Origin of the sequence: Prosthecodimorpha staleyi, assembly GCF_018729455.1 — a bacterium.
In the GTDB taxonomy this organism is placed as follows: Bacteria; Pseudomonadota; Alphaproteobacteria; order Rhizobiales; family Ancalomicrobiaceae; genus Prosthecodimorpha; species Prosthecodimorpha staleyi.
The window spans coordinates 163,839-188,893 of sequence record NZ_JAHHZF010000010.1 but is presented as its reverse complement, the minus strand read 5'-3'; the positions used below and the strand labels follow the sequence as shown (position 1 = coordinate 188,893).

At 69.7% G+C, this 25,055-nt stretch carries 15 protein-coding genes and 1 riboswitch; of the genes, 9 read left to right on the top strand and 6 right to left on the bottom strand.

Annotated features, from left to right (window positions below; genetic code table 11):
- Positions 1 to 59 precede the first annotated feature (59 nt).
- From msrA to KL771_RS20105, 3 genes are all read left to right on the top strand, one after another.
- On the top strand, positions 60 to 725 hold the full coding sequence (gene msrA, locus KL771_RS20115) for a peptide-methionine (S)-S-oxide reductase MsrA (protein WP_261970304.1): 666 nt from the start codon (positions 60 to 62) through the stop codon (positions 723 to 725).
- Positions 726 to 756: 31 nt separating this feature from the next.
- Positions 757 to 1,632 carry a CHAD domain-containing protein gene (locus tag KL771_RS20110; RefSeq protein WP_261970303.1) on the top strand — a complete coding sequence of 292 codons (876 nt, stop codon included), beginning with the start codon at positions 757 to 759 and terminating at the stop codon, positions 1,630 to 1,632.
- 207 nt (positions 1,633 to 1,839) lie between these two features.
- Positions 1,840 to 2,355 carry a TIGR00645 family protein gene (locus KL771_RS20105; protein ID WP_054358954.1) on the top strand — a complete coding sequence of 172 codons (516 nt, stop codon included), beginning with the start codon at positions 1,840 to 1,842 and terminating at the stop codon, positions 2,353 to 2,355.
- 81 nt (positions 2,356 to 2,436) lie between these two features.
- Here KL771_RS20105 and KL771_RS20100 read toward each other — a convergent pair whose 3' ends face one another.
- Positions 2,437 to 8,073 carry a DUF4011 domain-containing protein gene (locus tag KL771_RS20100; RefSeq protein ID WP_261970302.1) on the bottom strand — a complete coding sequence of 1,879 codons (5,637 nt, stop codon included), beginning with the start codon at positions 8,071 to 8,073 and terminating at the stop codon, positions 2,437 to 2,439.
- 197 nt (positions 8,074 to 8,270) lie between these two features.
- The gene (locus KL771_RS20095) at positions 8,271 to 9,236 is read right to left on the bottom strand and encodes an alpha/beta hydrolase (RefSeq protein ID WP_261970301.1); all 966 of its coding nucleotides are present in this window, start codon (positions 9,234 to 9,236) and stop codon (positions 8,271 to 8,273) included.
- Positions 9,237 to 9,647: 411 nt separating this feature from the next.
- On the opposite strand from KL771_RS20095, the gene KL771_RS20090 reads away from it, so the two are divergent.
- The 4 genes from KL771_RS20090 (at position 9,648) to KL771_RS20075 (ending at position 15,781) form a co-directional block, all read left to right on the top strand.
- The gene (locus tag KL771_RS20090; RefSeq protein WP_261970300.1) at positions 9,648 to 11,441 is read left to right on the top strand and encodes a sensor histidine kinase; all 1,794 of its coding nucleotides are present in this window, start codon (positions 9,648 to 9,650) and stop codon (positions 11,439 to 11,441) included.
- 103 nt (positions 11,442 to 11,544) lie between these two features.
- Positions 11,545 to 13,647, top strand: a complete 2,103-nt coding sequence (locus KL771_RS20085) for an ATP-binding protein (protein ID WP_261970299.1) — start codon at positions 11,545 to 11,547, stop codon at positions 13,645 to 13,647.
- A 291-nt stretch (positions 13,648 to 13,938) separates the two neighbouring features.
- Positions 13,939 to 14,808 (top strand): GNAT family N-acetyltransferase, encoded by an 870-nt coding sequence (locus KL771_RS20080; RefSeq protein ID WP_261970396.1) that lies wholly within the window; start codon positions 13,939 to 13,941, stop codon positions 14,806 to 14,808.
- Between the two features lie 271 nt (positions 14,809 to 15,079).
- The gene (locus KL771_RS20075; protein ID WP_261970298.1) at positions 15,080 to 15,781 is read left to right on the top strand and encodes a DUF4272 domain-containing protein; all 702 of its coding nucleotides are present in this window, start codon (positions 15,080 to 15,082) and stop codon (positions 15,779 to 15,781) included.
- A gap of 54 nt (positions 15,782 to 15,835) precedes the next feature.
- Here KL771_RS20075 and mutS read toward each other — a convergent pair whose 3' ends face one another.
- The gene (gene mutS / locus KL771_RS20070; RefSeq protein ID WP_390867288.1) at positions 15,836 to 18,637 is read right to left on the bottom strand and encodes a DNA mismatch repair protein MutS; all 2,802 of its coding nucleotides are present in this window, start codon (positions 18,635 to 18,637) and stop codon (positions 15,836 to 15,838) included.
- Positions 18,638 to 18,733: 96 nt separating this feature from the next.
- Positions 18,734 to 19,336: an NAD(P)H:quinone oxidoreductase gene (gene wrbA, locus KL771_RS20065; RefSeq protein ID WP_054358947.1), complete on the bottom strand. Its 603-nt coding sequence runs from the start codon at positions 19,334 to 19,336 to the stop codon at positions 18,734 to 18,736.
- Between the two features lie 415 nt (positions 19,337 to 19,751).
- Here wrbA and KL771_RS20060 point away from each other — a divergent pair, with 415 nt between their 5' ends.
- Entirely contained in the window at positions 19,752 to 20,468 is a 717-nt protein-coding gene (locus tag KL771_RS20060; RefSeq protein WP_261970297.1) for a L,D-transpeptidase, read from the top strand.
- Between the two features lie 28 nt (positions 20,469 to 20,496).
- Here KL771_RS20060 and KL771_RS20055 read toward each other — a convergent pair whose 3' ends face one another.
- Positions 20,497 to 21,060, bottom strand: a complete 564-nt coding sequence (locus tag KL771_RS20055) for a cupin domain-containing protein (RefSeq protein ID WP_261970296.1) — start codon at positions 21,058 to 21,060, stop codon at positions 20,497 to 20,499.
- A 159-nt stretch (positions 21,061 to 21,219) separates the two neighbouring features.
- Between KL771_RS20055 and KL771_RS20050 the strand changes: the two genes are divergently transcribed.
- Positions 21,220 to 22,542: an aspartate aminotransferase family protein gene (locus tag KL771_RS20050; protein WP_261970295.1), complete on the top strand. Its 1,323-nt coding sequence runs from the start codon at positions 21,220 to 21,222 to the stop codon at positions 22,540 to 22,542.
- Between the two features lie 408 nt (positions 22,543 to 22,950).
- Here KL771_RS20050 and rtcR read toward each other — a convergent pair whose 3' ends face one another.
- A complete protein-coding gene (rtcR, locus tag KL771_RS20045) occupies positions 22,951 to 24,567 on the bottom strand; it encodes an RNA repair transcriptional activator RtcR (RefSeq protein WP_261970294.1) in 1,617 nt (538 codons plus the stop codon).
- A gap of 175 nt (positions 24,568 to 24,742) precedes the next feature.
- Positions 24,743 to 24,969, top strand: a riboswitch (cobalamin riboswitch).
- Positions 24,970 to 25,055: the final 86 nt, after the last annotated feature.

The window sequence follows — 25,055 nt, the reverse complement described above, 5'->3', positions numbered from 1 at the left end:
CGAAATCCGTCCCGACCTCTGCGGGGACCGTCGCGTCGCCGCCAGAAAGGAGCCGATCCATGTTTCTGATCGACATCTTCAACAAGAAGCTGCATCTGCCGACCGCGGATGGCGCCCTGCCGGGCCGCGCCGCCGCGATCCCGACCGCCGAGACCCATTACGTCAACGGCCATGCGCTGCATGGTCCCTATCCGGACGGGATGGAGGTCGCCTATTTCGCGCTCGGCTGCTTCTGGGGCGCGGAGCGTAAGTTCTGGCAGGCCGGCGAGGGCGTGTGGACGACGGCGGTCGGCTATCAGGGCGGCGTGACGCCGAACCCGACCTACCAGGAGACCTGTACCGGAATGACCGGTCACACAGAGGTCGTGAAAGTCGTCTACGACCCGGCGAAGATCTCCTATGCGGCCCTCCTGAAGCTATTCTGGGAGAGCCATGACCCGACCCAGGGCATGCGCCAAGGCAACGATGTGGGGACGCAGTACCGGTCGGCCATCTACACGACCACCGAGGCTCAGGCCGCCGCCGCCGAGGCGTCGAAGCAAGCCTACGGTCAGGCGTTGAAGGCGGCGGGCCGGGGCGGCATCACCACCGAGATTGCACCGGCGCCACCCTTCTACTATGCCGAGGCCTCCCATCAGCAGTATCTCGCCAAGAATCCCGGAGGCTATTGCGGCCTCGGCGGCACAGGCGTTTCCTGTCCGATCGGAACCGGAGTCGACGCCTGAACGGACGGCGGCTCCGCCGATCGGAGACCGCATGCCCATGCCGTTCCGTCTCGATCCGCATGAATCTTTCGCGACCGGCCTGAAGCGGATCATGATGGGCGAGATCGCGCTCGCCCGCGCGGCGGTCGCGGTCCCGCGCGCCGAACAGGCGGCGGGGGTCCATCGTGCGCGGCGCGCCCTGAAGCGCGCCCGCAGCGTGCTTCTGGTCTTCCGCCCGCTGATCGGAGAGGACTACCGGCGCCGCCGCGACGTGCTGCGCGATGCGGCGGATCACCTGTCCGCCGCCCGCGATGCCGACGCGATGGTCGCCTCGGCGCAGAAGCTGGATGACCGCCGTCCGCAGGACGGCGCCGGCGTCCTGATCGGGCGCCTGAGCCGGACGGCGGAAATTGCCCATGCCCAGCGTCCCGACACCAGCCGCGTTGCGGCTCTGCTGCGCATCGCGGAGGCCGATGCCGCCTCCCTGCCGCTTGCGCCCGCGGCCGGACGGCTGTTCGTCGAGGCGCTCGGCGAGACCTATCGCCGGGGGCGGGCCGACTGGCGCAAGGCCGAGGAGGAGGGCGGCGAGGACGTGCTGCACGACTGGCGCAAGCAGGTGAAGCACCGCTGGCACCTGTCCCTGCTGGTCGTCGGGCGTACCGCCGTCACGTCGCGGTCGATCGTCGGCGATCTCGACGAACTCGGCGAACTGCTCGGCGACGAGCACGATCTCGCCCTTTTGATCCGTCGGCTGGGTAAGGAGGCGGACGTGTCGGGCTCCAAGAAGGTCGCCCGCCACCTGGCCGAAGAGGCCGAACGCCGCCGCCGCAAGCTCGCCCGGCGCGCCTGCGAACTCGGCGCCGAACTCTATGGCGACAAGACCAAGCATTTCCTGCAGAAACTGGACGGCCTCCTGACCGACGCCTGAACGGCTCCGCCCGCTTCGGTCACGGCCACGCGATGCCTCGGCCGTCTGCCGCCGTTTCGGGCTTGGCGCATGGCCGGCGAGCCGGTATCGCTGCGGGAGATTGCCGAAGGTCGCGCCGATGGCCGCGAACCGGTCGGTGGCGGGTCGGAACCAGGACCATGGACGACGTCGCGGCGAGGTTCGCCGGCGACGCCGATCGGAGGCAGCATGATCGAACGGAATCTGGAACGCGGACTTTTCGCCAGCCGCTGGATCATGGCCCCCTTCTATGTCGGCCTGGTCTTCGCGCTGGTCGGGCTTCTGATCAAGTTCATGCAGGAGCTTTTTCATTTCGCGGTCGAACTCACCCGAGCCGGGGAGGCCGACGTGGTGCTCGGCATCCTGTCGCTGATCGACCTGTCGCTCGCCGGCAACCTGCTGCTGATCGTAATCTTCTCCGGATACGAGAATTTCGTCTCCAAGATCGATGTCGGCGATCACGAGGATGCGCCGGACTGGAAGGGCAAGGTCGACTTCGGCGCGCTGAAGCTGAAGCTGATCGCCTCGATGGTGGCCATCTCGGGCATTCACATGCTGAAGGTCTTCATGGGACTGGCGAAATACTCCGACCGCGACATCATGTGGATGACCATCATCCATGTCGTCTTCGTGGTCACCGGCGTCCTGCTGGCGCTGATGGACCGCCTGTCGCATGCCCCGGACGGCATCCGTCCGGAACACTGAAGCCGGCGAAGCGGCCGTCGGGGCGGTCCGACCCGGGAAGGATCCGGTCGGACCCGGATGCCTCCGACCCGCCGTTCGGGTTCAGGCGCCCGAACGGTCCTCGTTGGCGGAGAGCGCCGGTTCGTCGCGCGGGACCACCGGCAGACCGCGCGAGGCGGCCAGACGCAGGCCCTGGCCGCGCACGCGGCGGTCCAGGATGCCGCAGATTTCCGGCAGGAACATCCGCCGCTCGGCCGGATTGGTACCGGCACGCAGGTAGCCGGGTACCGAGCGATCCCAGTCATTCGGGTCGTCGAGGCGGCTGTCGATCAGGAACTCGATCATCGTGTCGCGCAGGATCGAGCGCTCGCGGTCGAAACGCGGCATCCGGCGGGCGATCACATGCTCGCGGAAATCGACCAGCGCGCGGGCGAGGTCGCGATCGCTGCGCATGTCGGGGCCGCCGCCGCGTCCGCCCTCGTTGAAGCCGAACAAGCCGCTCGGCCCGGGATCGCCGCTCATCGCGACGAGCCGGATGGTCGCCTCGTCGAAGGGCGCTGCCGGCGCCGCCTCGCGGTCGAGATCGGCCAGGCGACGGCCGAAGGCGATCTCGATATCGGCGGGTGACGCCATACTGCGCATCTGTTCCAGCCGCCGGACGAGGCGTTCCGTCTCCTCTTCGGCGTCCTCCAGCCAGTCGGTCGACCACAGCCGGATCAGGTCCCAGCCGCGCAGGCGCAGCACCTCGTCGCCGATCCGGTCGCGGTCGCGTGCGCTCTTCACCTGCGCATAGTCGGTGCCATCGCCCTGGAGCCCGCACAGGAAGCGATCCGGCCGGTCCGGATGCCGGATGGCCAGTTCGACCCGCCGGTGCGACAGGCCGATCCGGGTGGCGACCTGATAGCCGCGGTCGGTCAAACGCCGGCCGATCTCGCGTTCGAAGTCCCCGTCCGGCGCCAGCGCGGCCGCAGCCGCGATGGCCCGGCCGCGGGTCTCGACATGGTCGAGGAAGCGCTTCAGGGCGACAAGCCCCGGTCCGCTCGTGTCCGTGGCTGCGACATCCTCGGCGCCGAAGGAGGCGAACAGCCCGATCCGGCGCCGGGCGCGGGTCACCAGCACGTTCAGGCGATGGGCGCCGAGCCGCCCCTCGAAAGGACCGAGCCGCGGGCCAAGGCCGGCCCCGCTGCGGTCGCGCCCGAAGGTCAGCGAGATCAGAACGACGTCGCGCTCGTCGCCCTGGACGCTGTCGATCGTCTTTACGAAGACCGGCTCGCCGAGATTGGCGGCCTTCATTCGATAGACCTCGACGGCGCCGTCGCCGGCTTCCAGGCGACGCAACTCGGCCAGAATCAGGTCGCGCTGCTCGGCGGTCGCGGCGACGATGCCGAGCGTCGGCATGGTCTCGGAACCGCTGGCGGCGAAGCGGCGCATGAAGCCGATCGCCTCCTCGGCGATGCGGGCCGCCTCGGCCACGTTGCGGCGGTAGTGGCAGGCGCCGTCGACGCGGATCAGGTCGACCGCGAAGGCGTCGGTGCGCGGCTCGGGAACGGTGGTCAGGCTGTCCTGGTAGAATTCCCGGTTCGGAAAGGCGAACAGGCTTTCCGCCCGGCTGCGGTAGTGCCACTTCAGCCGGCGGACCTGCCCGATGCCATGCCGGCAGGCATCCAGCACCGAAACCGCGTCGTCGTCGAAGCGGTCGTCGGCCTCGTCCTCGAATCCATGCGCTTCGGATGTCGCCGGCTCCATCGGCGGCAGCTGGCGGGTGTCGCCGAAGACGACGAGCTGGCGTGCCCGGGCCAACGCGCCGAGGGCGTTCTCCACCGGCATCTGCGAGGCCTCGTCGATCACCAGAAGATCGAAGCTGAGCCGGTCGGGTTCCAGATAGCGGGCGAGCGAGAGCGGCGAGGCCAGGATGCACGGCATCAGGGTCTGCGCGGCCAGTCCGGCCCGGCGCAGCAGCGTGCGCACCGGCAGATGGCGGCGCTGCTTGCCGAACTCGTTGCGCAGCAGGGCCATTTCGGTCCAGCCCGTCCGCATGCCGCTGATCGAGCCGACCGGCGGGGTCGCCTGCAGCAGGCGAGCGACGATCGCCTCGCGGTCCGACTGCAGCCGACGCCGGTCGCGGTCCGCGAAGGTGCGCCGCCGCGCCTCCAGTGCGACGCCGGTGACCTGCCACAGCGCCGGCGATCCGCGCCGGGCATTGTCGGCACGGCGCTGCGCCACGAGGGTCTCGAACAGGATCGGCAGCCGCTCGGGTGCGACCCGGGCGCGATCGCAGGTCTCCAGAAACTCGCCGGCACCGGCCTCGGCCAGTTCGCGGCGCAGGCGGCCGAGCGCCAGATAGCTGTTCAGCTCCGCCTTGCGTCCAAGCAGCGTGTCGACGCGGGTGAGCACGGCGGTGGGTTCGGACAGATTGAGGCCAAGCTGGCCGAATTCCGCCTCGATGGTCGCCTTCAGGTGTCCGAACCGTCCGAGCGGCGGCTCCAGGCGGGCTGCCAGATCCGCAAGCCGGCGCCGCATGGCGGGGGCCTCGGGACCGGACAGACATTCGAGATCGAGCCGACCGGTCGAGGAGCGCACCGAGCGCAGGTGGCCGACCGTCTTGACCCATTCGCTGGCGCGGGCGACCTCGGCCATGCCCGTGCCGTCCGGGAACAGATGGTCCCAGTCCTGCGCCAGCTGCGAGGGACCGATCGCCTCGACGATGCTTGCCCGTCGTTCCAGCCGCGTGTGTGTGTCGGCAATGTCGCGGATCGGAACCGGGATGCCGCTCAGTTCGCGGTCCGGATCGAGGTCGATCAGAGCCGAGAAACTATCGCGCTCCGCCTCGATGGCCGACAGGATGGTGCCGAGACCGCCCGTGCCATAGCGCTTCAGCAGGGATTCGGGCAGGCTCCGGAACGCCTGCGCGGCGGCGGCCATGTCGGCGAGGCGCGAGATCACGCCGGGGCCGGCGCCCACGACCAGCGTTGCGATGCGCGCGCTGCCGGGGCGTTCGGCGAGTGCGGCGCGAAAGTCGCGACGGATGATGGCGCACTCTTCCATCGGCGTGCCGAGCCCGGCCCAGGCCGGGCCGAACAGGGCGGCGAGTTGCGGATCGTTCTCGAAGGCGGCGAGATAGCGGAGATAGATGATGAACTGGGCCAGTTCCTCGGCATCGGGAACGATGCCGTCCGGCCCGGCCAGGCGGGCGAGCAGGGCGCGCGCCGTCTTTTCGGAGCTGCCGCGCAGGCCGAACCGGCGCGCGAAGCCGCTTCGGTTCAGGGTCGCCTCGCAGGCTTCGATCTCGGCGATGGTCGGCCAGGGCTCTTCGCCATAGGCGACGAAAGCGGTCCGCCAGTCTGTCTCGGCATCGACCGCATCCAGCCAGCGCTGCCGCACGGACAGGAATTCCCGCTCCTCGATCAGGGCGAAGCGGTCGAGCAGGCTGCGGCGCCCCGGCTCGGCACGGGACAGGAACTGGATCGCCTGGGCGAGCGTATCGATCTCGGCCAGCGGCGACTGGCGGTCCAGCCCGATCATGTCGACGGCCGGCAGCATGCGGTCGATGGCGCCGGCAAGGCGGCGGCCGTCGGCGATGCAGCGGTCGGCCTCGACCCGTGCCGCATCCGGGTTGAGATCGAGCAGGCGACCGTCGAGCCCCGCCGTGACCATGGCGCTGGCGCGCGCCAGCACCTCGAGGGGAATGCCGGCGACCTTCGGCCGTGCGGCGAGTTCCGCATCGACCTGCTTCAGCTTCTCGCGCAGACCGGCAATCCGGAAAACGTCGTCGTGATCGAGGTCGACGAAGCGCTCGGGCTGGCTCAGCGTATCGGGCGGCACGCCGAGCATGCGGTCGGCCGTCACGATCGACTGCAGATCCGCGATCGAGCGCGCCCCGAAGGCGGCGGCCTCCTCGGCGATGTCGCAGAGTGCACCGGTCGCCGCCAGCATCTCGCCGAGCAGGTCCTTGAGCCGGCCGATATCGGCGGCGGAAATGTCGGCCAGCACGGTCTGCGACCAGGGCGACAGGGCCGGATGGCCGTAGTCGCGCGCAAAGGACTCGGCGGCGGCCGCGTAGACCTCGAGCTTGCCGACGGCCTCCAGGATGCGCATGCCGCTGTCGAGGAGGGACTTGGGCAGCGAAACGCGGCGCAGCGCCTGGATCACGTCGGCATGCCGGTTCTGGCCGGCGATCGCGTTCCAGATCAATTCGTAGGGCGTGCGGCCGTCGTCGCCCTCCTGATGCAGGGCTTCGACATAGCGGTCGAGCTCGCGGCGGCTTTCGTCCATCGTCGCGTCGCGCAGGATCGGCTGTGCCCGCGGCGCGCGGCCCCAGCCCAATTCGGCGCGGCGGCGCAAGGCATCGACGACGCGCTGCGGGCTCGCGCGTTCCGAATGCAGCGAAAGGCAGAAGTCGCCGAGGCCGGCCGCATCGAGCTGACGGCGGACCGTCTCCAGGGCGCCCTGCTTCTCGGCCAGAACCAGCACCGTCTTGCCGCTGCCGAGCGCATTGGCCACGATGTTGGCGATCGTCTGGGACTTGCCGGTTCCCGGGCCCCCCTGGACGACCAGGTCGCGGCCGCGCGTCGCGTCGACCAGGACATTGTGCTGGCTGGCATCCGCGTCGTGGATCAGATACGGGACGACCGTCTCCGCGTCCGGATCGTCGATCGGATGGTCGGACAGGACCGATGCTTCCGCATCCCAGCGGCCTTCGTCGGTGCCGGCGAGCACGGTGTCGACCAGTCGCCGTCCGGCCGGCGGATGGCTCCAGGCGGTCGGATCGAGATCGGCATACATGGCCAGCCGGCCGACCGGGAAATGCCCGAGCACCATGGTCCGCCGGACCTGCCAGCGTCGCATCAGTTCGATCGCGATGCGGACCTGTTCCAGATAGGCTTCGATCGAGCCGGTGCCGTCCTCGTCGGTTTCGAATTCCGGAAGGGACAGGCCGAAATCGCGCTCCATCAGTCGGGCGAGGCTGGCGTTGATCTCGGCCGCGCCGATCGCCAGGACAGACCATGTGCGGCCGCTGTCGGTGGTCCGGGCCTCGATCCGGACCGGCAGCAGGACCAGAGGCGCGAGCAGCTTGCGTTCCGAACTGTCGCTTTCGAAGCGCTGCAGGAAGCCGAAGGCCAGGTAGAGATCGGATTGCCCGGTTTCCTGTTCGGCCAGGCTGGCATCGGCGCAGATCCGGTCGAGCGTGGCGTCGAGCTCGTCGGGATATTTGAGGGTCTGGAGATTGCGGTCGGTGTGGCTCGGCTTGTAGCCGGCGGCCGGCAGATCCGGATTGGGCTCGATGCCGAGCCGCCGCGCCTGGGCCAGGCGGTCCGTCTCGACGCGACGGTCACGCTGGGGCAGGCCGAGTTCGACCCGGACCCGGTCGCGCAAGGCCCGGTCGAGCATGGCAAGCGCGGCATCGTCGTCGCGGCCGGCAGCCTCGATCGCCAGGGATTCGGCGATATGCACGGCATCGCCGACGCGGGCATGGTCGAGCGCGGTCCTGAAGTCCGCCGTTTCCTCGTCGTCCGGCGCATCCTGCGGACGCGGCAGCGGTTCGAGATCGAGCGTCACGCCGTCGGAGACGAGCAGACGGTGGACGTCCTCCATGATTTCGTCGACGATCACGACCTGCCGGCGCGAGCGGGACCCAACCGGATAGTTCAACATCCGGTTCCGGCTGGAGAGGTCGAGCAGGCGCTCCCGCAAACCGAAATAGAGCCGGGTCGAGCGCTGCTGGTCGTCTGTAGGCGGCATCAGGGGCAAGGTCCTCGTTCAAGTCGCTGCGCCGCAACGGGCTGGACAGGCCCTGCTTGCCGGCGACGTTCGAATCGGCATGGCCCCCCGGCCGATTTACAATTGCTTAATATTCTAACCTCCAAGGGTCGAGTCGGGTGCTGTCCGCACCATGACGCAAAGACCGGCTTCTTCCCTACGCATTCGGCTGCTTGCGGTCAAACCGGAGCGGTCGGGTCCCGGGCGAACGCGGCCACGGCCGCGGCGATCGCGCGGAAGGCGTCCATCGCCGGCGCCGAGTGGTGGCGCGCGCGCATGAAGCTGTGGGCGAGCGCGGGCTCGCGCCGCAGCGTGGACGGAACTCCGGCGGCCAGCAGACGTTCGTGGAAGGCGACGCCGTCGTCGCACAGCGGGTCGTGCTCCGCCACGATCACGAAGGCAGGCGGCAGCCCGGAAAGATCGGTCGCCAGCAGCGGCACTGCGCGCGCATCCGTCCAGCCGGGGGCGCCCCTCGGCCCCAGGAAGGCTTCGAGGAAGTAGATCATCTCCGCGCGGGTCAGGCAGGGCGCCTCGGCATTGGCACGGTAGGACGTGGTCTCGGTGTCGGCGCCGAGCACCGGATAGATCAGGACTTGCGCGAGCAGCTGCGGCGCGCCGGTCGCCCTGAGGTGCAGGGTGGCGCCGGCCGTGAGCTGGCCGCCGGCGCTGTCGCCGGCGCCGATGATGCGGGCGGGATCGATGCCGTGTCGGGCGCCCTCGGCTCGCAGGTAGGCGAGAACCGCGAGCATGTCGTCGAGTTGGGCCGGATGGCGGTGCTCCGGTGCCAGCCGATAGTCGACCGCCGCCACCACGACGCCCGCGCCGGCGGCGAGTTCGGCGCACATGTCGTCATGGGTCTCCAGGCTGCCCAGGACCCAGCCGCCGCCATGCCCGTAGAGCACGCCCGCCTTTGGCGCCGCCCCCTCCGGGCGATAGAGGCGCACGGCGATCGGGCCGCCGGGTCCCGGCACCGCGATGGTCTCCACCGACAGCCCGGCCGGGTGCGGCGCACGGAACGACCGGCAGACCGCCTCCCAGCCGCGCCTCTGCTCCGGCAACGGCCAGTCCGTGCTCTCCGGCGGGGATTGGCTGGACAGCGCCTCGTAGAAGCGGAGCATTCCGGGGTCGACGGGGAGGGCGGACATGGCAGGCCTGTCGGATGATGGGCGTGGCGGGAGACAACACCTAGACCATGGCGCGGGGAAACGGAAAGCGCGTCCTGTCCTAACCCGTCCTGTCCTGGCCCGCGATCCGACCGGCCGTCCGGAACGCGCGCCTTGCGCAGGGGGCTCGGACCGCGCCCGGTTTCGGCGGTCCGCGGGGAGCGGCAAATCCGCGCAACGGCATGGAACCGATGGCGGCCTCATGCGTTCGAACCGCAGTGCCCCCGGACCGCGTCGGGAAATGGGGATGTTTGCGTTGGCTTGGATCGGTTGGCGCGGCCGGCCGCATTCGCAATGGCACCGGGCTGGACGGGTGCACCGGGGTGATTTGTCTTGCACGGAATCGTTGATTTTCTTTTCGGTTCGGAATCCCTCGCCGCGGTCGGCGCGGGAATGGCTTGGCGTGCCGCCCTGGTGCAGCCGGCGGCGTTGGCCGGTCTGACCGTCGCCGCCACGCTGATCGCGGCCGCCGTCGCGATCGCGCTGTTCCTGCGCGGCCGGTGCAATGTGACGGCGGAGACCCGCCGGCTCGCCCGGATGGTCTTGATCGTTCTGATCGCCGGCGCTGCGACCGAACTGACCGGCGTCGCCACGCTCTGGCGGCCGGTCTACGGCCTGCACATCGTCATGAACGCGCTGTTCGCGGGCGTGACCCTCGGCGCCGTGGTGGCCGCCTGGCGGATTCTCCCCGGCGTATTGGCGATGCCGTCCCGGGCTGCGCTGGCCGACGCGAACCACCGGCTGGAAACCTTGAATGCCGAATTGGAGGGCCGGGTCGAGGCGCGAACCCGGGAACTGGCGGAGGCCAAGGAGCGGTTCGAGGCGGCGCTGTCGGGCTCGCGCATCTCTGTCGCCACCCAGGACCGGGACCTGCACTACCGCTGGATCCACAATCCGCCGCTCGGTCTTGCGCCGGAGGCCATGATGGGCCGGACCGACGACGACATTCTCGATGCCGCCGCCGCGGCCCATATGCGCACGGTCAAGGTCGGCGTGATCAATGCGGGCCAACCGGCCAGCACGGAGATCGAGACGCAGGATCGGCAGCGCGGGCGCGTCTGGCTGCGGGTCCATGTCTCGCCCTATTGCCCGGGCGGCCGGGCGCCGGAGGGGGTCACGCTGGTGGTGGTCGACATCACCGACGAGCGTCGCCGCGCCGAAATGCTGGAGCATGTCACGCAGGCGCTGGCCGAGGCCAATGCCCGTTTCGACACCGCGCTGGCAGGCTCCAACATCACCATGTTCCGGCAGGATCGCGATCTGCGCTACACCTGGATGCACAACCCGCCGCTGGGCATGACGGCCGAGGACTTCCTCGGCCGCGACGACGAGGCCGCCCTGCCGGAGGCGACCGCGCGCGTCGTGATCCCCCTGAAGCGGCGGGTGCTGGAGACGGCCGAGCCGGAGCGCGCCGAGGTCTCGATCAAGATCGGCGATGGGCTGCATTGGTTCGATCTGCGCATCGAGCCGTTCCATGAGCGGGGCCGGATCGCCGGCGTCATGTGTGTGGCGATCGACATCACCGGCCAGAAGGAATACCAGCAGCAGCTCAAGGTGGTCATGCGCGAACTGACCCACCGGTCGAAGAACCTTCTGGCCGTCGTGCAGGGGATCGCCCGCCAGACCGCCCAGACGGTCGACGACATGCCAGCCTTCGTCGACCGCTTCGGCGCGCGTCTGCAGGCGCTGGCGCGGGCGCACGACATCCTGGTCGACGAAAGCTGGCGCGGCGCCTCAATCGACGAACTGGTGGCGAGCCAGCTCGGCCACGTCATGGAAACATCTGGCGATCGCCTCGACGAGGGCGGCACGCGTGTCATGCTGAAGCCGGAAGCGGCCCAGAACGTGGCGCTCGCCCTGCACGAGCTGGCCACCAATGCGGCCAAGTATGGCGCACTCTCGACCGCCGACGGCCGCATCGCCGTGCGCTGGGGCGTGCGCGCCACCGAGACGGCGGCCGAGCGCGGACAGATCTTCGAGATCACCTGGAAGGAGCAGGGCGGCCCGCCGGTCGAGGAGCCGCGGCGCAAGGGGTTCGGGCGGATGATGATCGAGCGGCTGGTGCCGCGCGCCATCGACGGTACCTCGGAGCTGGTTTTCGACCCCGAGGGCATCCGCTGGACGCTGCGCTTCCCGACCGAGTATCTGACCGACGACGGCAAGGGATCGAACTCCGGCCGGACCTGAGCGGAACCCTCGCCGAAGCCGTATGCGTCCTGCGCGCCCTGCCGCCCGCCGGATCCGGCGCGGCGTCAAGGCTTTGGCAAGTTCGCCCGGCTATCGTTCCGCCATGAGTGCGAAAGCCGCCAAACCTCGGTCCGGTGCTGCCGATCTGCGCCAGGCGCGTGTGCGCCGCGCGGTCTGGGCGGCGGCAGCCAGGCTCACCCGGCCGGCCCATGCGGAGCGGCGCGATCTGGCGGCCCGGATCGAGCGTCTCCAGGACGAGGTCTGGACCCTGCGCGAAGAGGCGGAGCGCTGGCGGTCCGTCACCGAGGCGGCCGGCGACCTGATCCTGCGCTGCGACGCGGCGCGGCGCGTCCGCTTCGTCAACGAGGCCTTTGCGACGACCTTCGGGGTCGACGGGCCGGCGGTCGTCGGTGCGGATGCCGACGCGCTGCTGCACCGGTTCGGTCTCGATCCGGGCCACGAAGCGGCGATGGCGGCCGGCGACCGGCTGATGCGGACCACGGCGGGGGCCGCCTGGTATGCGCTGGTCGAAAGCCCGGTCGCGGGGCGCGGCGGCGAGGGCGACGAAATCCAGATCACCCTGCGGGATGTCGGCGACCGGCGCGCCTTTGAGACCGAACTCAGCCGTGCGCGCGACCTCGCCGAGGCGGCGAGTGCGGCCAAGTCGCGCTTTCTGGCCATGGCCAGCCACGAGATCCGCACGCCCCTCAACGGCATCGTCGGCATGGCCGACCTGATGGCCGAGACCCAGCTCAGTTCCGAGCAGCAGGCCTATCTGCGCGCCATCCGCACCTCCGGCGAGGCCCTGTTGTCGCTGGTCGAGGACGTGCTCGACTTCTCCAAGATCGAGGCCGGCCGCCTGGATCTGGCGCCGGCGCCCGCCGGCCTGGAGCCGATGGTCGAGGCGGTGATCGAACTGGTCGCGCCGCGTGCCCAGGCCCGCGGCATCGAACTCGCCGCCCATGTCGCCGCCGACGTGCCGCTGCGGCTGGTCTTCGACGAGGCCCGGCTGCGGCAGGTCCTGATCAACCTCGCCGGCAACGCGGTCAAGTTCACCGAGCGCGGCGGCGTCGCCGTCACGGTCGCGCGCCTCGATGGGCGCGCCGATCGGGCGTGCCTGCGCTTCGAGGTGACCGATACCGGCATCGGCATCGCGCCGGAGCATCTCGATCGCATCTTCAACGAATACGAGCAGGCCGAGAGCGGCCCGGCCCGAAGATATGGCGGGACCGGCCTTGGGCTGGCGATCTCGCGGGCGATCATCGAGCGGATGGGCAGTCGGATCGAGGTCGAGAGCAAGCCCGGGCGGGGTTCCAGCTTCGCCTTCGACCTCGACCTGCCGATCGCCGAGCCGCCGACCCCGGCACGGCCGCTGGCCGGCCGCCGCATCCTGGTGGTCTCGCCCGGGCTGATCGACCCGGTCCAATTGTCCCGCCGGCTCGCCGATCTCGGTGCGGACGCCATGCTGGCGGTCGATGCGACGGCCGCGCGTGCCGCTTTGGCCGAGCCAGGCGGCGGCTACGACGCCCTGCTGGTCGATCACCGGGCGGATTTCGACGCCGGGCGCCTGCTCGCCGCGCTCGGACGCAACCGGCCGCCGGCCGCGGTCATCGTCGCGCCGGCCGATCGCGCCGCGCTCGAGCGCTTGAAGGCCGGCGGCTTCGGCGGTTGGCTGGTCAAGCCGGTACGCCAGCGTTCGCTCGCCATGGTGGTGGCCGCATTGGCCGAGGGGCGCGCCATCGCCAACGACGCGACCGACATCCGCGTTCCCGCCGCCCGCGCCGAGCGCGCCGGCACGGGACCGCTGCGCATCCTGGTCGCCGACGACAATGCCATCAATGCGCTGTTGGCCCGGGCCCTGCTCGCGAGCCTCGGCCACGAGACGATCACGGTTTCCGACGGAGCTCTGGCGGTCGAGGCCGTCGCGGCGGCGGCGCGGGCCGGCATGCCGTTCGAGGCCATCCTGATGGACCTGCACATGCCGGGCCTCGACGGCTATGCGGCGATCCGCGCGATCCGGGCGGCCGAGACAGCCGCCGGCCGGCCGCGCGTCGCCATCCTGGCGGTCACCGCCGATACCGCGCCCGAGGTCGACCGCGATGTCCGCCAGGCCGGCGCCGACGCGCGTCTCATCAAGCCGGTCGAGCCGCAAACCCTGTCGGCCGTCCTCGATCAGATCGTGCTGGCACCGCGCGCGCAGGGTTGATGAGCCGGCTGAATTGCTCTTTCGATGGGGATCTGTTTCTGCGCGCTGTCATGATCCTGTCGACTGGGCATGCTTTCCTGGTGGGAGTACAAATCGCAGGGTCGCGATCGCGTCGCCCCGGCAGCCCCGTTTCTTCGGGCGCTGCCCCGGAGCGATCGGGATTGCAGCGGCCGGATTGGGGAACACATGCCGACGCCTTCCAGAGTCACCGGTCTTGCCAAGGTTCCGGGTCTCGCGCTGGTCTCCAACATGATGCCGTTCCGGCATCTGCCCCGGGCCCAGATCAATGTGATGCCCGGCCTGCGCCTGAGGGCGCCGCTCGGGCCGCTGCCCGACGGCGGCGGCGACCCCGTCCTCGGCCGGATCGGTTCGCTCGAAGTGCGCCTCGCGCGCACCGTCGGCGAGGTCAAGCGGGCCCAGGAACTGCGCTACCGGGTCTTCTACGAAGAGATGGCCGCGATCGCCGACGCCCGCACGCTGATGACGCGGCGCGACTCCGATGCCTTCGATCCGATCTGCGACCACATCCTGGTGGTCGATCATGACGCCCAGGAGCCGCGCGCCTTCGGCCGCCGCGCCCCGCGCATCGTCGGCACCTATCGCCTGCTGCGCCAGGATGTGGCCGAGCGCCACGACGGTTTTTATACGGCAAACGAATTCGATCTGCGTGCCTTGCTCGACCGCCACCGGTCGAAGCGCTTCCTGGAACTCGGCCGCTCCTGCGTGCTGCCCGACTACCGCGGCAAGCGCACCGTAGAACTGCTCTGGCAGGGCGTCTGGGCCTATGTGCTGCGCCACCGCATCGACGTGATGATCGGCTGCGCCAGCTTCGAGGGCACCAATCCGCACCGCTTGGCCCTGCCGCTCGCCTTCCTGCACCACAAGGCACGCGCGACGCTCGACTGGCGCGTCCGCGCCCTGCCGGGCCGCTATGTCGAGATGAACCGCCTCGCGCCCGAGGCGATCGACGCACGCGCGGCCATCGCCGCCATGCCGCCGCTGATCAAGGGCTATCTCCGCCTCGGCGCCATGATCGGCGACGGCGCGGTGGTCGACCACCAGTTCGGCACGACCGACATCTGCATGATCATGCCGGTCGAGACCATCTCGCCGCGCTACATCAACTATTACGGCGCCGACGCCGGCCGCCGGGCGGCCTGAACGGGAGGTCTTCCGCCGGGCGGCCTGAGCAGAAGGTCCTCCGCCGCGCGGCCTGTATCAGGGGCCGCCGGCGGGATTGCGAGAACGACGACAGGTCCGGGAATCGTCTTGAGCGGGTAGCCGCAGTTGGTGCGCTGCTCTCCGATTTGGCCGCGAACGCCGGCCGGCCTGCGAATGAGGGGCTTTGCACCCGTCGACAACCTCTGGTACGGTTGAATTCTTGACGACGCATTTCGGTGCGCCCGGAGGGCGCGCCTTTCCGGAAGCGTGCATGGCCGGATCGTCCCTCGTCCGCCTCATCCGTCGGATTCTGTTCGGGGAAGAACCGTCGGAATTTGTTTTCACGCCTGCGCAAATCGCGCGGAAGGCGGGCACCGAGGCGCGTCTTCAGGCGCAGGGCGTCACGATCAACCCCGGCCTGCCGTACATAGACGACGAAAGCGAGGTCGAACTCCGTTCGGCCACCGAGGTGCTCGATCGGATCCTGGCGCTGTCGGCCGTATCCTGGAAGGCTCTCGGCGGGGACGAACTCGATCTGTTCGTTGCGGATTTTCGGGTCCGGGAACGGCTCTCTCCGCGGGAGGCGGCCTATTTCGACGACCCGTCGCCCGGCGGGCTCGATACGACCCAGTTCTCATGGCGCTGCGAAGCTGCCCAGGAACTCCTCTGGGCATTGGGCGTCGAAACCGGGCGATCGGAATGGCCGGCCTCCCTTTGCGACCCGTCGGCGGTCTTCACTGCGGCGGTCGACACTGCGGAGCGGGGCGTCCCGGCGTTGCGGCCGATGTCCGAAATCCTCGATGCGCTCGACCTCGTCTATCGATGCCGCTGGGCGGTGCGCAACGCCTCACTCCATGGCGATACCGAGACGGCCGATCTCGAAGGCGGGGTCTGCCTGGAACGGCACTGGGCCTTGAACTGGCTGGTTCGCTATCAGAACGAAGACTGGGACGACGTGCACACCGACACATGAGGTCGTGTTCGGCGGCGCGCAGGGCACTGAGCCACGTCACGCGGCGTGGCCGGCTCACCCCTTGCGCAGCTTCGACTTCAGCCGGTAGAGCGCTTCGAGCGCCTCGCGCGGAGAGAGGTCGTCGGGTACAAGTGCCGCGAGCTCGGCCAGGGCCTCGGCGGCGCCGGGCGGCAGGGCCGGTTCGGCCGGCTTCGGCTGGGGCTTCGGGTCCGGCGCCGGTTCGGCGGCCTTCGGCTTCAGGGCCGAGAACAGCGGCAGGTCGTCGATCAGGGTCAGGCCCGGCCGCTTGCGGTCATGCTCTTCGAGCTGGCGCAGCACCAGGCGGGCGCGCTCGATCACCGAGGCCGGCAGGCCGGCCAGCCGGGCGACCTGGATGCCATAGGACCGGTCTGCGGCGCCGGGCACGATCTCGTGCAGGAAGACCACGTCGCCCTTCCATTCGCGCACCCGCACGGTGGCGTTGACGATGCGCGGCAGGCGCTCGGCGAGCGCGGTCAGCTCGTGGTAGTGGGTCGCGAACAGGGCGCGGCAGCGATTGGTCGCGTTCAGGTGCTCGATCGCCGCCCAGGCGATCGACAGCCCGTCGAAGGTGGCCGTGCCGCGGCCGATCTCGTCCAGGATGACCAGTGAACGCCGGCCGGCTTGATTGAGGATCGCGGCGGTCTCGACCATCTCGACCATGAAGGTCGACCGGCCGCGGGCGAGGTCGTCGGCCGCGCCGACCCGGCTGAACAGGCGGTCGACCACGCCGATGCGCGCCTCCGCGGCCGGGACGAAGCCGCCGGCCTGGGCCAGGATCGCGATCAGCGCGTTCTGGCGCAGCCAGGTCGACTTGCCGCCCATGTTCGGGCCGGTCAGGATGACCAGACGGCCGTCGCCGTCGCGGGTGGTCGGCCCGAGTTCGCAGTCGTTGGCCACGAAGGCATCGCCGCCTTCGCGCCGCAAGGCCTGCTCGACGACCGGATGGCGTCCGCCGACGATGCGGAAATCGAGCCCGTCGCCGACGGTCGGGCGGGCATAGCCGTCCGTGCCGGCCAGATGGGCGAAGCCCTGGCTCACGTCCAGCACGGCCAGCGCCTCGGCGGCCCGGCGGATGGCCTCGCCTTCTTCCACCGTCCTGGCGGCCAGGAGGTCGAACACTTCGAGCTCCAGCCCGAGCGCGCGATCGCCGGCCGAGGCGATGCGGGCTTCCAGATCGGACAATTCGACGGTGGTGAAGCGGACCGCGTTGGCGAGCGTCTGCCGATGAATGAAGCGCGCCGAGAGCGGCGGCGTCATCAGCTTCTCGGCATGGACCGCGGTGGTATCGACGAAGAAGCCGAGCACGTTGTTGTGCCGGATCTTCAGCGAGCGGATGCCGGTCTCCAGCTGGTAGTCGGCCTCCAGGCGGGCGATCAGGCGGCGCGAATCGGCCGACAGCTCGCGGCATTCGTCGAGAGCGGCGGAATAGCCCGCGCGCACGAAGCCGCCGTCGCGCTTCGACAGCGGCAATTCGTCGGCGAGCGCCGAAGCGAGCAGGGCGGCGAGGTCGTGCGGGGCCTGACGAAGCGCGTCGCGGGCCTCGGCCATCTCGTCGGGCAGCAGCGCGGCGGCGTCGAGCCGGGCCGCGATCGCCGCGACGGCGGCGAGGCCGGCCGCGATGGCGCCGAGATCGCGCGGCGAGCCGCGCTCCAGCGCCAGCCGGCCGAGCGGACGGACCATGTCGGGCGCGCTTTGCAGCGCGGCGCGGAGTTCGGCGGCCAGCAGCGTGTCGTCGGCCAGCCAGGCGACCGAATCGAGCCGCCGCTCGATCTCGGCCACCACGGTCGACGGGCTCGACAGCCGCTCGACCAGCAGGCGCTGGCCGGCGCCGGTGACGGTGCGGTCGATGGCGGCGATCAGGCTGCCGCGCCGGTCGCCGGAAAGCGTGCGGGTCAGTTCCAGATTGGCGCGGGTGGCGGCGTCGATCAGCATGACGCTCGCGCTGCCCTCCGCCGCCGGCACGTCGAGCCGGGCGCGGCGGCCGAGCTGGGTCTTCTCGACATAGGCGACGATCGCGGCCGCCGCGATCGTCTCGGCGCGTGAGAAGCTGCCGAAACCGTCGACGGTCGCAACCGCGAAATAGGCGCCGAGCCGGTCGGCCGCGGTCGCCCCGTCGAACAGGGCGGCGGAGACCGGCGTCACGGCGGCGCGCTGCAGGCGCCAGACCGGCTTCAGGTCGTCGTCCTCGTAGAGCCGGTCGGCGACCAGGATCTCGGTCGGATCGATGCGGGCGAGATCGGCGGCGAGGCGGTTGCGGTCGGTCTCGGCGAGGCGGAAGGCGCCGGTCGAGATGTCGGCCCAGGCGAGGCCGAAACGGGCCTCGTCTTCGCTGCCGCCGCGGACGCGGGCGACCGCCAGCAGATGGTTGGCGCGGCCTTCGTCGAGGAGATTCTCCTCGGTGATCGTGCCGGGCGTGACCAGCCGCACCACATCGCGGCGGACCACCGCCTTGGCGCCGCGCTTGCGCGCCTCGGCCGGATCCTCCAGCTGCTCGCAGACCGCCACCCGGAAGCCCAGAGCGATCAGCTTCTGCAGATATTCGTCGGCGCGCGAGACCGGCACGCCGCACATCGGGATGTCCTGGCCGAGATGCTTGCCGCGCTTGGTCAGCACGATGCCGAGCGCGCGCGACGCCTTGACGGCGTCGTCGAAGAACAGCTCGTAGAAGTCGCCCATCCGGTAGAACAGGATGTAGTCCGGATTGGCCGCCTTGATCTCGATGAACTGCGCCATCGAAGGCGTGACATGGCCGGCTTCGGCATCGCCGGAAGGAATCGGGCTGCTGGGGCCAGAGGGGGCGATGCCGGTGGCATCCGGCGGGGAGGCGTCGTTCATGGCGCGACGCTAATGCATGTCCGCGCGCGACGGAATGTTTCCCGTCGCGCGCTCACTGGTTTCTCCCCGGCCGATTCGCCGGGCCGGTCGGAGCGATCAGGCCGCGGCGAGCTTGGCGGCGATGCGGGTGACGTGGGCACCCTGGAAGCGCGCGCCGGCCAGTTCGGTCTCCGACGGCATGCGGCTGCCGTCGCCGCCCGTGATGGTCGCCGCGCCGTAGGGCGAGCCGCCGAGGATTTCGCCGAGGCCGGTCTGCGCACCGAACGAATAGGGCAGGCCGACGACCACCATGCCGTGATGCATCAGGGTCGGGATGAAGGTCAGGATGGTCGATTCCTGGCCGCCATGCTGCGTCGCGGTCGAGGTGAACACCGAGCCGACCTTGCCGATCAGCGCGCCCTTGGCCCACAACCCGCCGGTCTGGTCGAGGAAGTTGCGCATCTGCGCGGTCATGTTGCCGAAGCGGGTGCCGGTGCCGAAGATGATCGCGTCATATTCGGGCAGTTCGTCGACGGTGGCGATCGGCGCCGCCTGATCGAGCTTGAAATAGGACTTCTCGGCGACCTCGCGCGGCACCAGTTCGGGCACGCGCTTGATGGTCGCCTCGCCGCCGGCTTCGCGCACGCCTTCGGCGACCGCGTTGGCCATGGTCTCGATATGGCCGTAGGAAGAATAGTAGAGCACCAGGACTTTGGTCATCGTTCGTCTCCGCCGGGGAGCGCACCCAACCGTTTCGGGGGCGTTCGGTCGGGCGGAACATGGCGCCACCGGTGGCGGGCGGAAAGCCCGCCGCGGCAAACTCATTGTTCACGCCGGTTGAACGGCGCCGGGCGGGCTTCGTCGTCGTTCCCGGCATGGCTTCGGGCGTGGCAAGACCGTCGTTTCCGGCGAGCCGGACGGGCAGCCGTGTTCACGATGCTGTCACCAGCGGGCCCGGCCGCTGCCGCCGATCAGGAATCAGTAACGAAATCAAACGAATATGTCACCCGATCGCTGTTGCCGCGAAGCCATAGCGGCGGCGCTTCCCGAAATCGCCGCAATTCTGCGCGGATCGGGACCAACCCCTGTGGCGTTAAGGCTTGTGACTGAATTGCATGGACCGGAGGGGTTTGCCATGACCGACGTTTTCGAGACGGCCGCTGCGGGGCGCCGACAATTGCTGTTGTCGCGCCGGATCTTTCTGGCCGGGCTGCCGCTGGCGCTGGCCGGATGCCAGACCGCGCGTCTGGAACAGACGCCGCTCGAGATGCCGGCGGCCGTGCTGCCGCGGGTCGATCCCTATTACGCGGCCATGTATGGGCCGATCGACGACGAGCCCTTCCCGATCCCGGCCCTCGACGTGGCCAAGATCGAACCGCGCTGGTTGCGCCAGCAGGTCGCCTTCGACGGTGCGGAGCGCGCCGGCACCGTGGTGGTCGATCCCGACCAGCGCCATCTCTATCTGGTCGGCGAGGGCGGCACGGCGATGCGCTACGGCATCGGCGTCGGCCGCGACGGCTTCGCCTGGAACGGCGAGGCGACCATCCGGCGCAAGGCCGCCTGGCCGACCTGGACGCCGCCGGCCGAGATGGTCAAGCGCGATCCGCGCGCCGCGCCCTATGCCAACGGCATGCCGGGCGGCCTCGACAATCCGCTCGGCGCGCGCGCCCTCTATCTCTATCAGGGCGACCGCGACACGCTCTACCGCATCCACGGCACGACCGAGCCGTGGAGCATCGGCCAGGCCGTGTCGTCGGGCTGCATCCGCCTGTTCAACCACGACATCATCGACCTGCACCGGCGCGTGCCGGTCGGCAGCCGGGTCGTGGTGCGCCCGAGCCGGATGGCCTGAGGTCCCGCCCGCCACGGGCGGGCGGCGCTCAGAAGCTCGGCGGCGTGCAGGCGGAGACCAGGACCAGGTCGCCGTCGCCGACATTGCGGAAGGCATGCGGTCGGCGGCTGTCGAACAGATAGGCGTCGCCCGGGCCGAGCACGAAGCGCTCGCCGTCGACATCGAGCTGCATGAGGCCGCGGATCACGATGCCGGCCTCCTCGCCCTGATGGGTCAGCATGGTCTTGCCGGATTCCGCGCCCGGCCGGTAGCGCTCGTGGATCATCTGCAGCGCGCGGCCCGACAGGTCCGAGCCGACCTGCCGGTAGGAGACCGCGCCGCCGGCCAGTTCGGTCAGTTCCTCGGCGCGGAACACCACCTTCTCGCGTTCCGGCTCCTCGGCCGAGAAGAACTGCGCAATGCCCATCGGAAAACCCGACAGCACCTGCTTCAGCGCCGCCACCGACGGGCTGACCCGGTTCGATTCGATCATCGACACGGTCGCATTGGAGACCCCGGCGCGTTTGGCCAGCGCGCGCTGCGAGAGGCCGTGGCGGGCGCGCAGGTCGCGCAGGCGCAGGCCGATGTCGATATCGCCGTCCGATCCGTTCATGCGTTCAATATACGGAACGGGCTGAACAGCGCCAAGCCGTGGACCGGGCTTTGCCGGTCCGGTACTGTTCGCGATCTCGATCATGCGGCCGGAACCGGTTCCGGACGCGCGACATTCATGGCGGACGCCGGACGGATGGCGGCGCCGCGGGAGGTCCCGATGAACTACCAGCACCGCACCAACGATCTCGAAGCCTTCTGGATGCCCTTCTCGGCGAACCGGCAGTTCAAGAAGACGCCGCGCATGCTCGTCTCGGCCGATCGGATGCATTACCGCACCGATGACGGCCGCAGCGTGCTCGACGGCACCGCGGGTCTCTGGTGCTGCAATGCCGGCCACAACCGGCCGAAGATCGTCGAGGCGATCCGTGCCCAGGCCGGTGAGCTCGACTATGCGCCCGCCTTCCAGATGGGCCATCCGAAGGTGTTCGAATTCGCCTCCAAGGTGGTCAACATCGCGCCGGAAGGGTTCGACCATGTCTTCTTCACCAATTCCGGGTCGGAATCGGTCGAGACCGCGCTGAAGATGGCGATCGCCTATCACCGCGTGAAGGGCAACGGCTCCAAGTTCCGCCTGATCGGGCGCGAGCGCGGCTATCACGGCGTCAATTTCGGCGGCATCTCGGTCGGCGGCATCGTCTCCAACCGCAAGATGTTCGGCACGCTGCTGACCGGCGTCGACCATATTCGCCACACCCACGATCTCGCCCGCAACGCCTTCACCCGCGGCGAGCCCGAGCATGGCGCCGATCTCGCCGACGATCTGGAGCGTCTCGTCACCCTGCACGACGCTTCGACCATCGCGGCCGTGATCGTGGAGCCGGTCGCCGGCTCGACCGGCGTGCTGATTCCTCCGAAGGGCTATCTGCAGCGCCTGCGCGCGATCTGCGACAAGCACGACATCCTGCTGATCTTCGACGAAGTCATCACCGGTTTCGGCCGCCTCGGCACGCCCTTCGCGACCGATTATTTCGGCGTCTCGCCGGATATCATCGTGACCGCCAAGGGCATCACCAACGGCGTCATCCCGATGGGCGGCGTGTTCGTGAAGTCGAAGATCCACGACGCCTTCATGACCGGGCCGGAACACCTGATCGAGTTCTTCCACGGCTACACCTATTCGGGCAACCCGATCGCCTGCGCGGCCGGCCTCGGCACGCTGGAGACCTACAAGGAGGACGGCCTCCTGACCCGCGGCGCCGAACTCGCGCCCTATTGGGAGGACGCCCTGCAGTCGCTGAAGGGCCTGCCGCATGTCATCGACGTGCGCAATATCGGCCTGATCGGCGCCATCGAGCTGGAATCGATCCCGGGCGAACCGACCAAGCGCGCCTTCTCCTGCTTCCTCGACGCCTTCGAGCGCGGCATCCTGATCCGCACCACCGGCGACATCATCGCCCTGTCGCCGCCGCTGATCATCTCCAAGGCCGAGATCGACCAGCTGATCGGCACCCTCGCCCAGGTCCTCAAGGACTCGATCTGACGATCCGGGTCGGCGAGAGGTCGATTTCGCAAGATCTCCCAATGGCTTCCCCTTCTCCCCCAAGGGGGCGAAGGGGAAGGCGCCGAGGGGGCGGGGGGATGGCGAGAAGTCCAATTCGATGATCTCTCAAGAGCTTCCCCTTCTCCCCCTGAAGGGGGGAGAAGGTGCCCGCAGGGCGGATGAGGGGGACGGGATCGCAACCTACGCTGCTCAGGCGGTAGCGCCTCGATCTGCCTCGGACCGGTGGTGTGGAATCCGCTGCGGAATCCCCCCTCATCCGGCCTTCGGCCACCTTCTCCCCCAAGGGGGCGAAGGGGAAGGAGCCGCGGGGGCGGGGGGGATGGCGGGAGGGGATCTCCGGACGGCATCTTCCCTTCGCGCCCGCCCGGATGGCGGTGCGGCGCGCGCCTACCCGCCACGCTCCGTCACGGTCGCCCAGTCGAGGTCGAACCGGGCGAGGTATTTGCGCAGGCGGTCGGCGTCGTTGGAGGAGGCCTTGTCGAGACGCGAGGCGGCGAAGAGGGTCCGGCCAGCGGCGCTGAGGTTGGGGCTGTCGCGACAGATGCGGATCACCTCCGCCAGCTGGAAGCGGTCGAACGGGTCGATCCTGGCGAGCCGGTCGGCATCGAGCAGGCCGGCAAGCCGGGCTTCGGGGCCGTCGCGGCGCTGGCCGTGCCAGGTTGCCTTCAATCGGTCGATCTCCTCCTCGACCACCGCCTCGTCGATGCGGCCGCCCGGCGCGAGCGTTGCCATGCGGGTGATCGAGGCGCCGAGATCGCGGAAATTCGCCGACCACAGCGCGTCCGGCGACAGCGCGAAGGCCATGTAGCGGGCGCGCGCCTGCCGGTTGAAGGTGACGTTGACGCCTTCGCGCTCGGCGTGGCGCTTCAGTTCGAAGTCGACATTGGGTTCGATGTCCTCGCGCCGGTCCTTCAGGCCGGGCAGGTCGAAGGTCCAGAGATTGAGCCGGGCGAGCAGGTCCTCGCGGAAGCGACCGGCCGCCACGGCGGGGCCGAGATCGCGGTTGGTCCCGGCGATCAGCTGGAAGTCGCTGGCCGTCTCCCGGTCGGCGCCGACGGGCAGGAAGCGCTTGTCCTCGATGGCGCGCAGGCACATGGCCTGTTCGTCGGGACCGAGCTCGCCGATCTCGTCGAGAAACAGGATGCCGCCGTCGGCGCTTCTGAGGAGCCCGGCCCGCTCGGTCACGGCACCCGTGAAGGCGCCCTTGACATGGCCGAACAGGGTCGACATGGCACTGTCACCGCGCAGGGTCGCGCAATTGACCTCGACGAACGGCCCGGCGACCTGCCGCCGCGTCTTCTTCAGATCGTAGATGCGCCGGGCGAGCTGCGACTTGCCGGCCCCGGTCGGCCCGGTCAGCAGGAGCGGCGCACGCGAGCGCAGCGCGACCTGCTCGATGCGGTCGATCATCCGGTTGAAGGCCGGATTGCGGGTGGCGATGCCGGATTTCAGGAAGGATGTCGCCTCGATGGCTTCGGCCTGGAACCGTCGCGCGATCCGGTCGTAGCGGGAGAGGTCGAGATCCGTGATGGTGTAGCCGCCCGGCGCGCCGTCCTTCCAGCGCTTCGGCGGCGTCAGCTGGATGATGCGACCCGGCACATAGTGGGCTTCGGCCAGAAGGAACCAGCAGATCTGCGCCACATGGGTGCCGGTGGTGATGTTGACGAGGTAATCCTCGGCGTCCGGCTCGAAAGGATAGGCACGGCAATAGTCGTGCAGCGCGGCGAAGACCTCCTCGAAATCCCAGGGGTCGGTCAGATTCATCTCGACCTGACGCACCTCGGTCGCCGGCGAGGCGGCCCGCATGTCGGCCGCCAGCGTTTCGGCCAGTTCGGCATGGCGGGCATCCCGCAACAGTTCATAACGGTCGATCGGCAGGCTCGGATGGCAACACATGGCGACGGTCGGCCGCCACTTGTCGAAGCGCCGGTCGGCGCGCCCGGCATCCAGCACGGTACCGACGAAGCCGAGCACGACGCGGCGTTTCGAAGAGGATTCGGACATGCGCGGGCTCCGCCTGGGGTCCGCGAGAGTAGCCGGGAAACGCCGCCCGTCCAGCACTCCGGCGGCCCGGCCCGCCGGCCCGGAGCAGCCGGTGCCGCCTGCAGGTCTGCCCTGCGCGGCCGTCGTCGGCGCCGATTCATCGCCGCCTGCGCATTGACCATGCGGGTCGGCCTCGCCTACGGTCGGGCGTCACGGTCCTTCGCGATCCCGTCGCGAAGGCTAAGAGGGAATCCGGTGCGTCCGTCACGGCGGACAATGCCGGAGCTGCCCCCGCAACTGTCGGCGGTGAGCCGGCGCTCCACCAACGTCACTGCATCGTCCGGGCAATCCGGACGGTGCGGGAAGACGGGGCGCCGGTCATGACCCGCGAGCCAGGAGACCTGCCGTGGCACGAGAAGAACCATGGTCCGGGCGGGGTGCACCGGCGGAGGCTTCGTCGACGACGCGCATCCGCTTCCCGCGGTTCTGCGTCCGCCGCCGCGCCATCC

Bases quoted from the DNA above. Each gene is read 5' to 3' on its own strand.
- wrbA (WP_054358947.1), bottom strand. From the start codon at position 19,336: ATGACCAAAGTCCTGGTGCTCTACTATTCTTCCTACGGCCATATCGAG.
- KL771_RS20060 (WP_261970297.1), top strand. From the start codon at position 19,752: ATGACCGACGTTTTCGAGACGGCCGCTGCGGGGCGCCGACAATTGCTG.
- msrA (WP_261970304.1), top strand. From the start codon at position 60: ATGTTTCTGATCGACATCTTCAACAAGAAGCTGCATCTGCCGACCGCG.
- KL771_RS20090 (WP_261970300.1), top strand. From the start codon at position 9,648: ATGGCTTGGCGTGCCGCCCTGGTGCAGCCGGCGGCGTTGGCCGGTCTG.
- mutS (WP_390867288.1), bottom strand. From the start codon at position 18,637: ATGAACGACGCCTCCCCGCCGGATGCCACCGGCATCGCCCCCTCTGGC.
- KL771_RS20100 (WP_261970302.1), bottom strand. From the start codon at position 8,073: ATGCCGCCTACAGACGACCAGCAGCGCTCGACCCGGCTCTATTTCGGT.
- KL771_RS20080 (WP_261970396.1), top strand. From the start codon at position 13,939: ATGCCCGGCCTGCGCCTGAGGGCGCCGCTCGGGCCGCTGCCCGACGGC.
- KL771_RS20050 (WP_261970295.1), top strand. From the start codon at position 21,220: ATGAACTACCAGCACCGCACCAACGATCTCGAAGCCTTCTGGATGCCC.
- KL771_RS20105 (WP_054358954.1), top strand. From the start codon at position 1,840: ATGATCGAACGGAATCTGGAACGCGGACTTTTCGCCAGCCGCTGGATC.
- KL771_RS20085 (WP_261970299.1), top strand. From the start codon at position 11,545: ATGAGTGCGAAAGCCGCCAAACCTCGGTCCGGTGCTGCCGATCTGCGC.
- KL771_RS20075 (WP_261970298.1), top strand. From the start codon at position 15,080: ATGGCCGGATCGTCCCTCGTCCGCCTCATCCGTCGGATTCTGTTCGGG.
- KL771_RS20095 (WP_261970301.1), bottom strand. From the start codon at position 9,236: ATGTCCGCCCTCCCCGTCGACCCCGGAATGCTCCGCTTCTACGAGGCG.
- KL771_RS20055 (WP_261970296.1), bottom strand. From the start codon at position 21,060: ATGAACGGATCGGACGGCGATATCGACATCGGCCTGCGCCTGCGCGAC.
- rtcR (WP_261970294.1), bottom strand. From the start codon at position 24,567: ATGTCCGAATCCTCTTCGAAACGCCGCGTCGTGCTCGGCTTCGTCGGT.
- KL771_RS20110 (WP_261970303.1), top strand. From the start codon at position 757: ATGCCCATGCCGTTCCGTCTCGATCCGCATGAATCTTTCGCGACCGGC.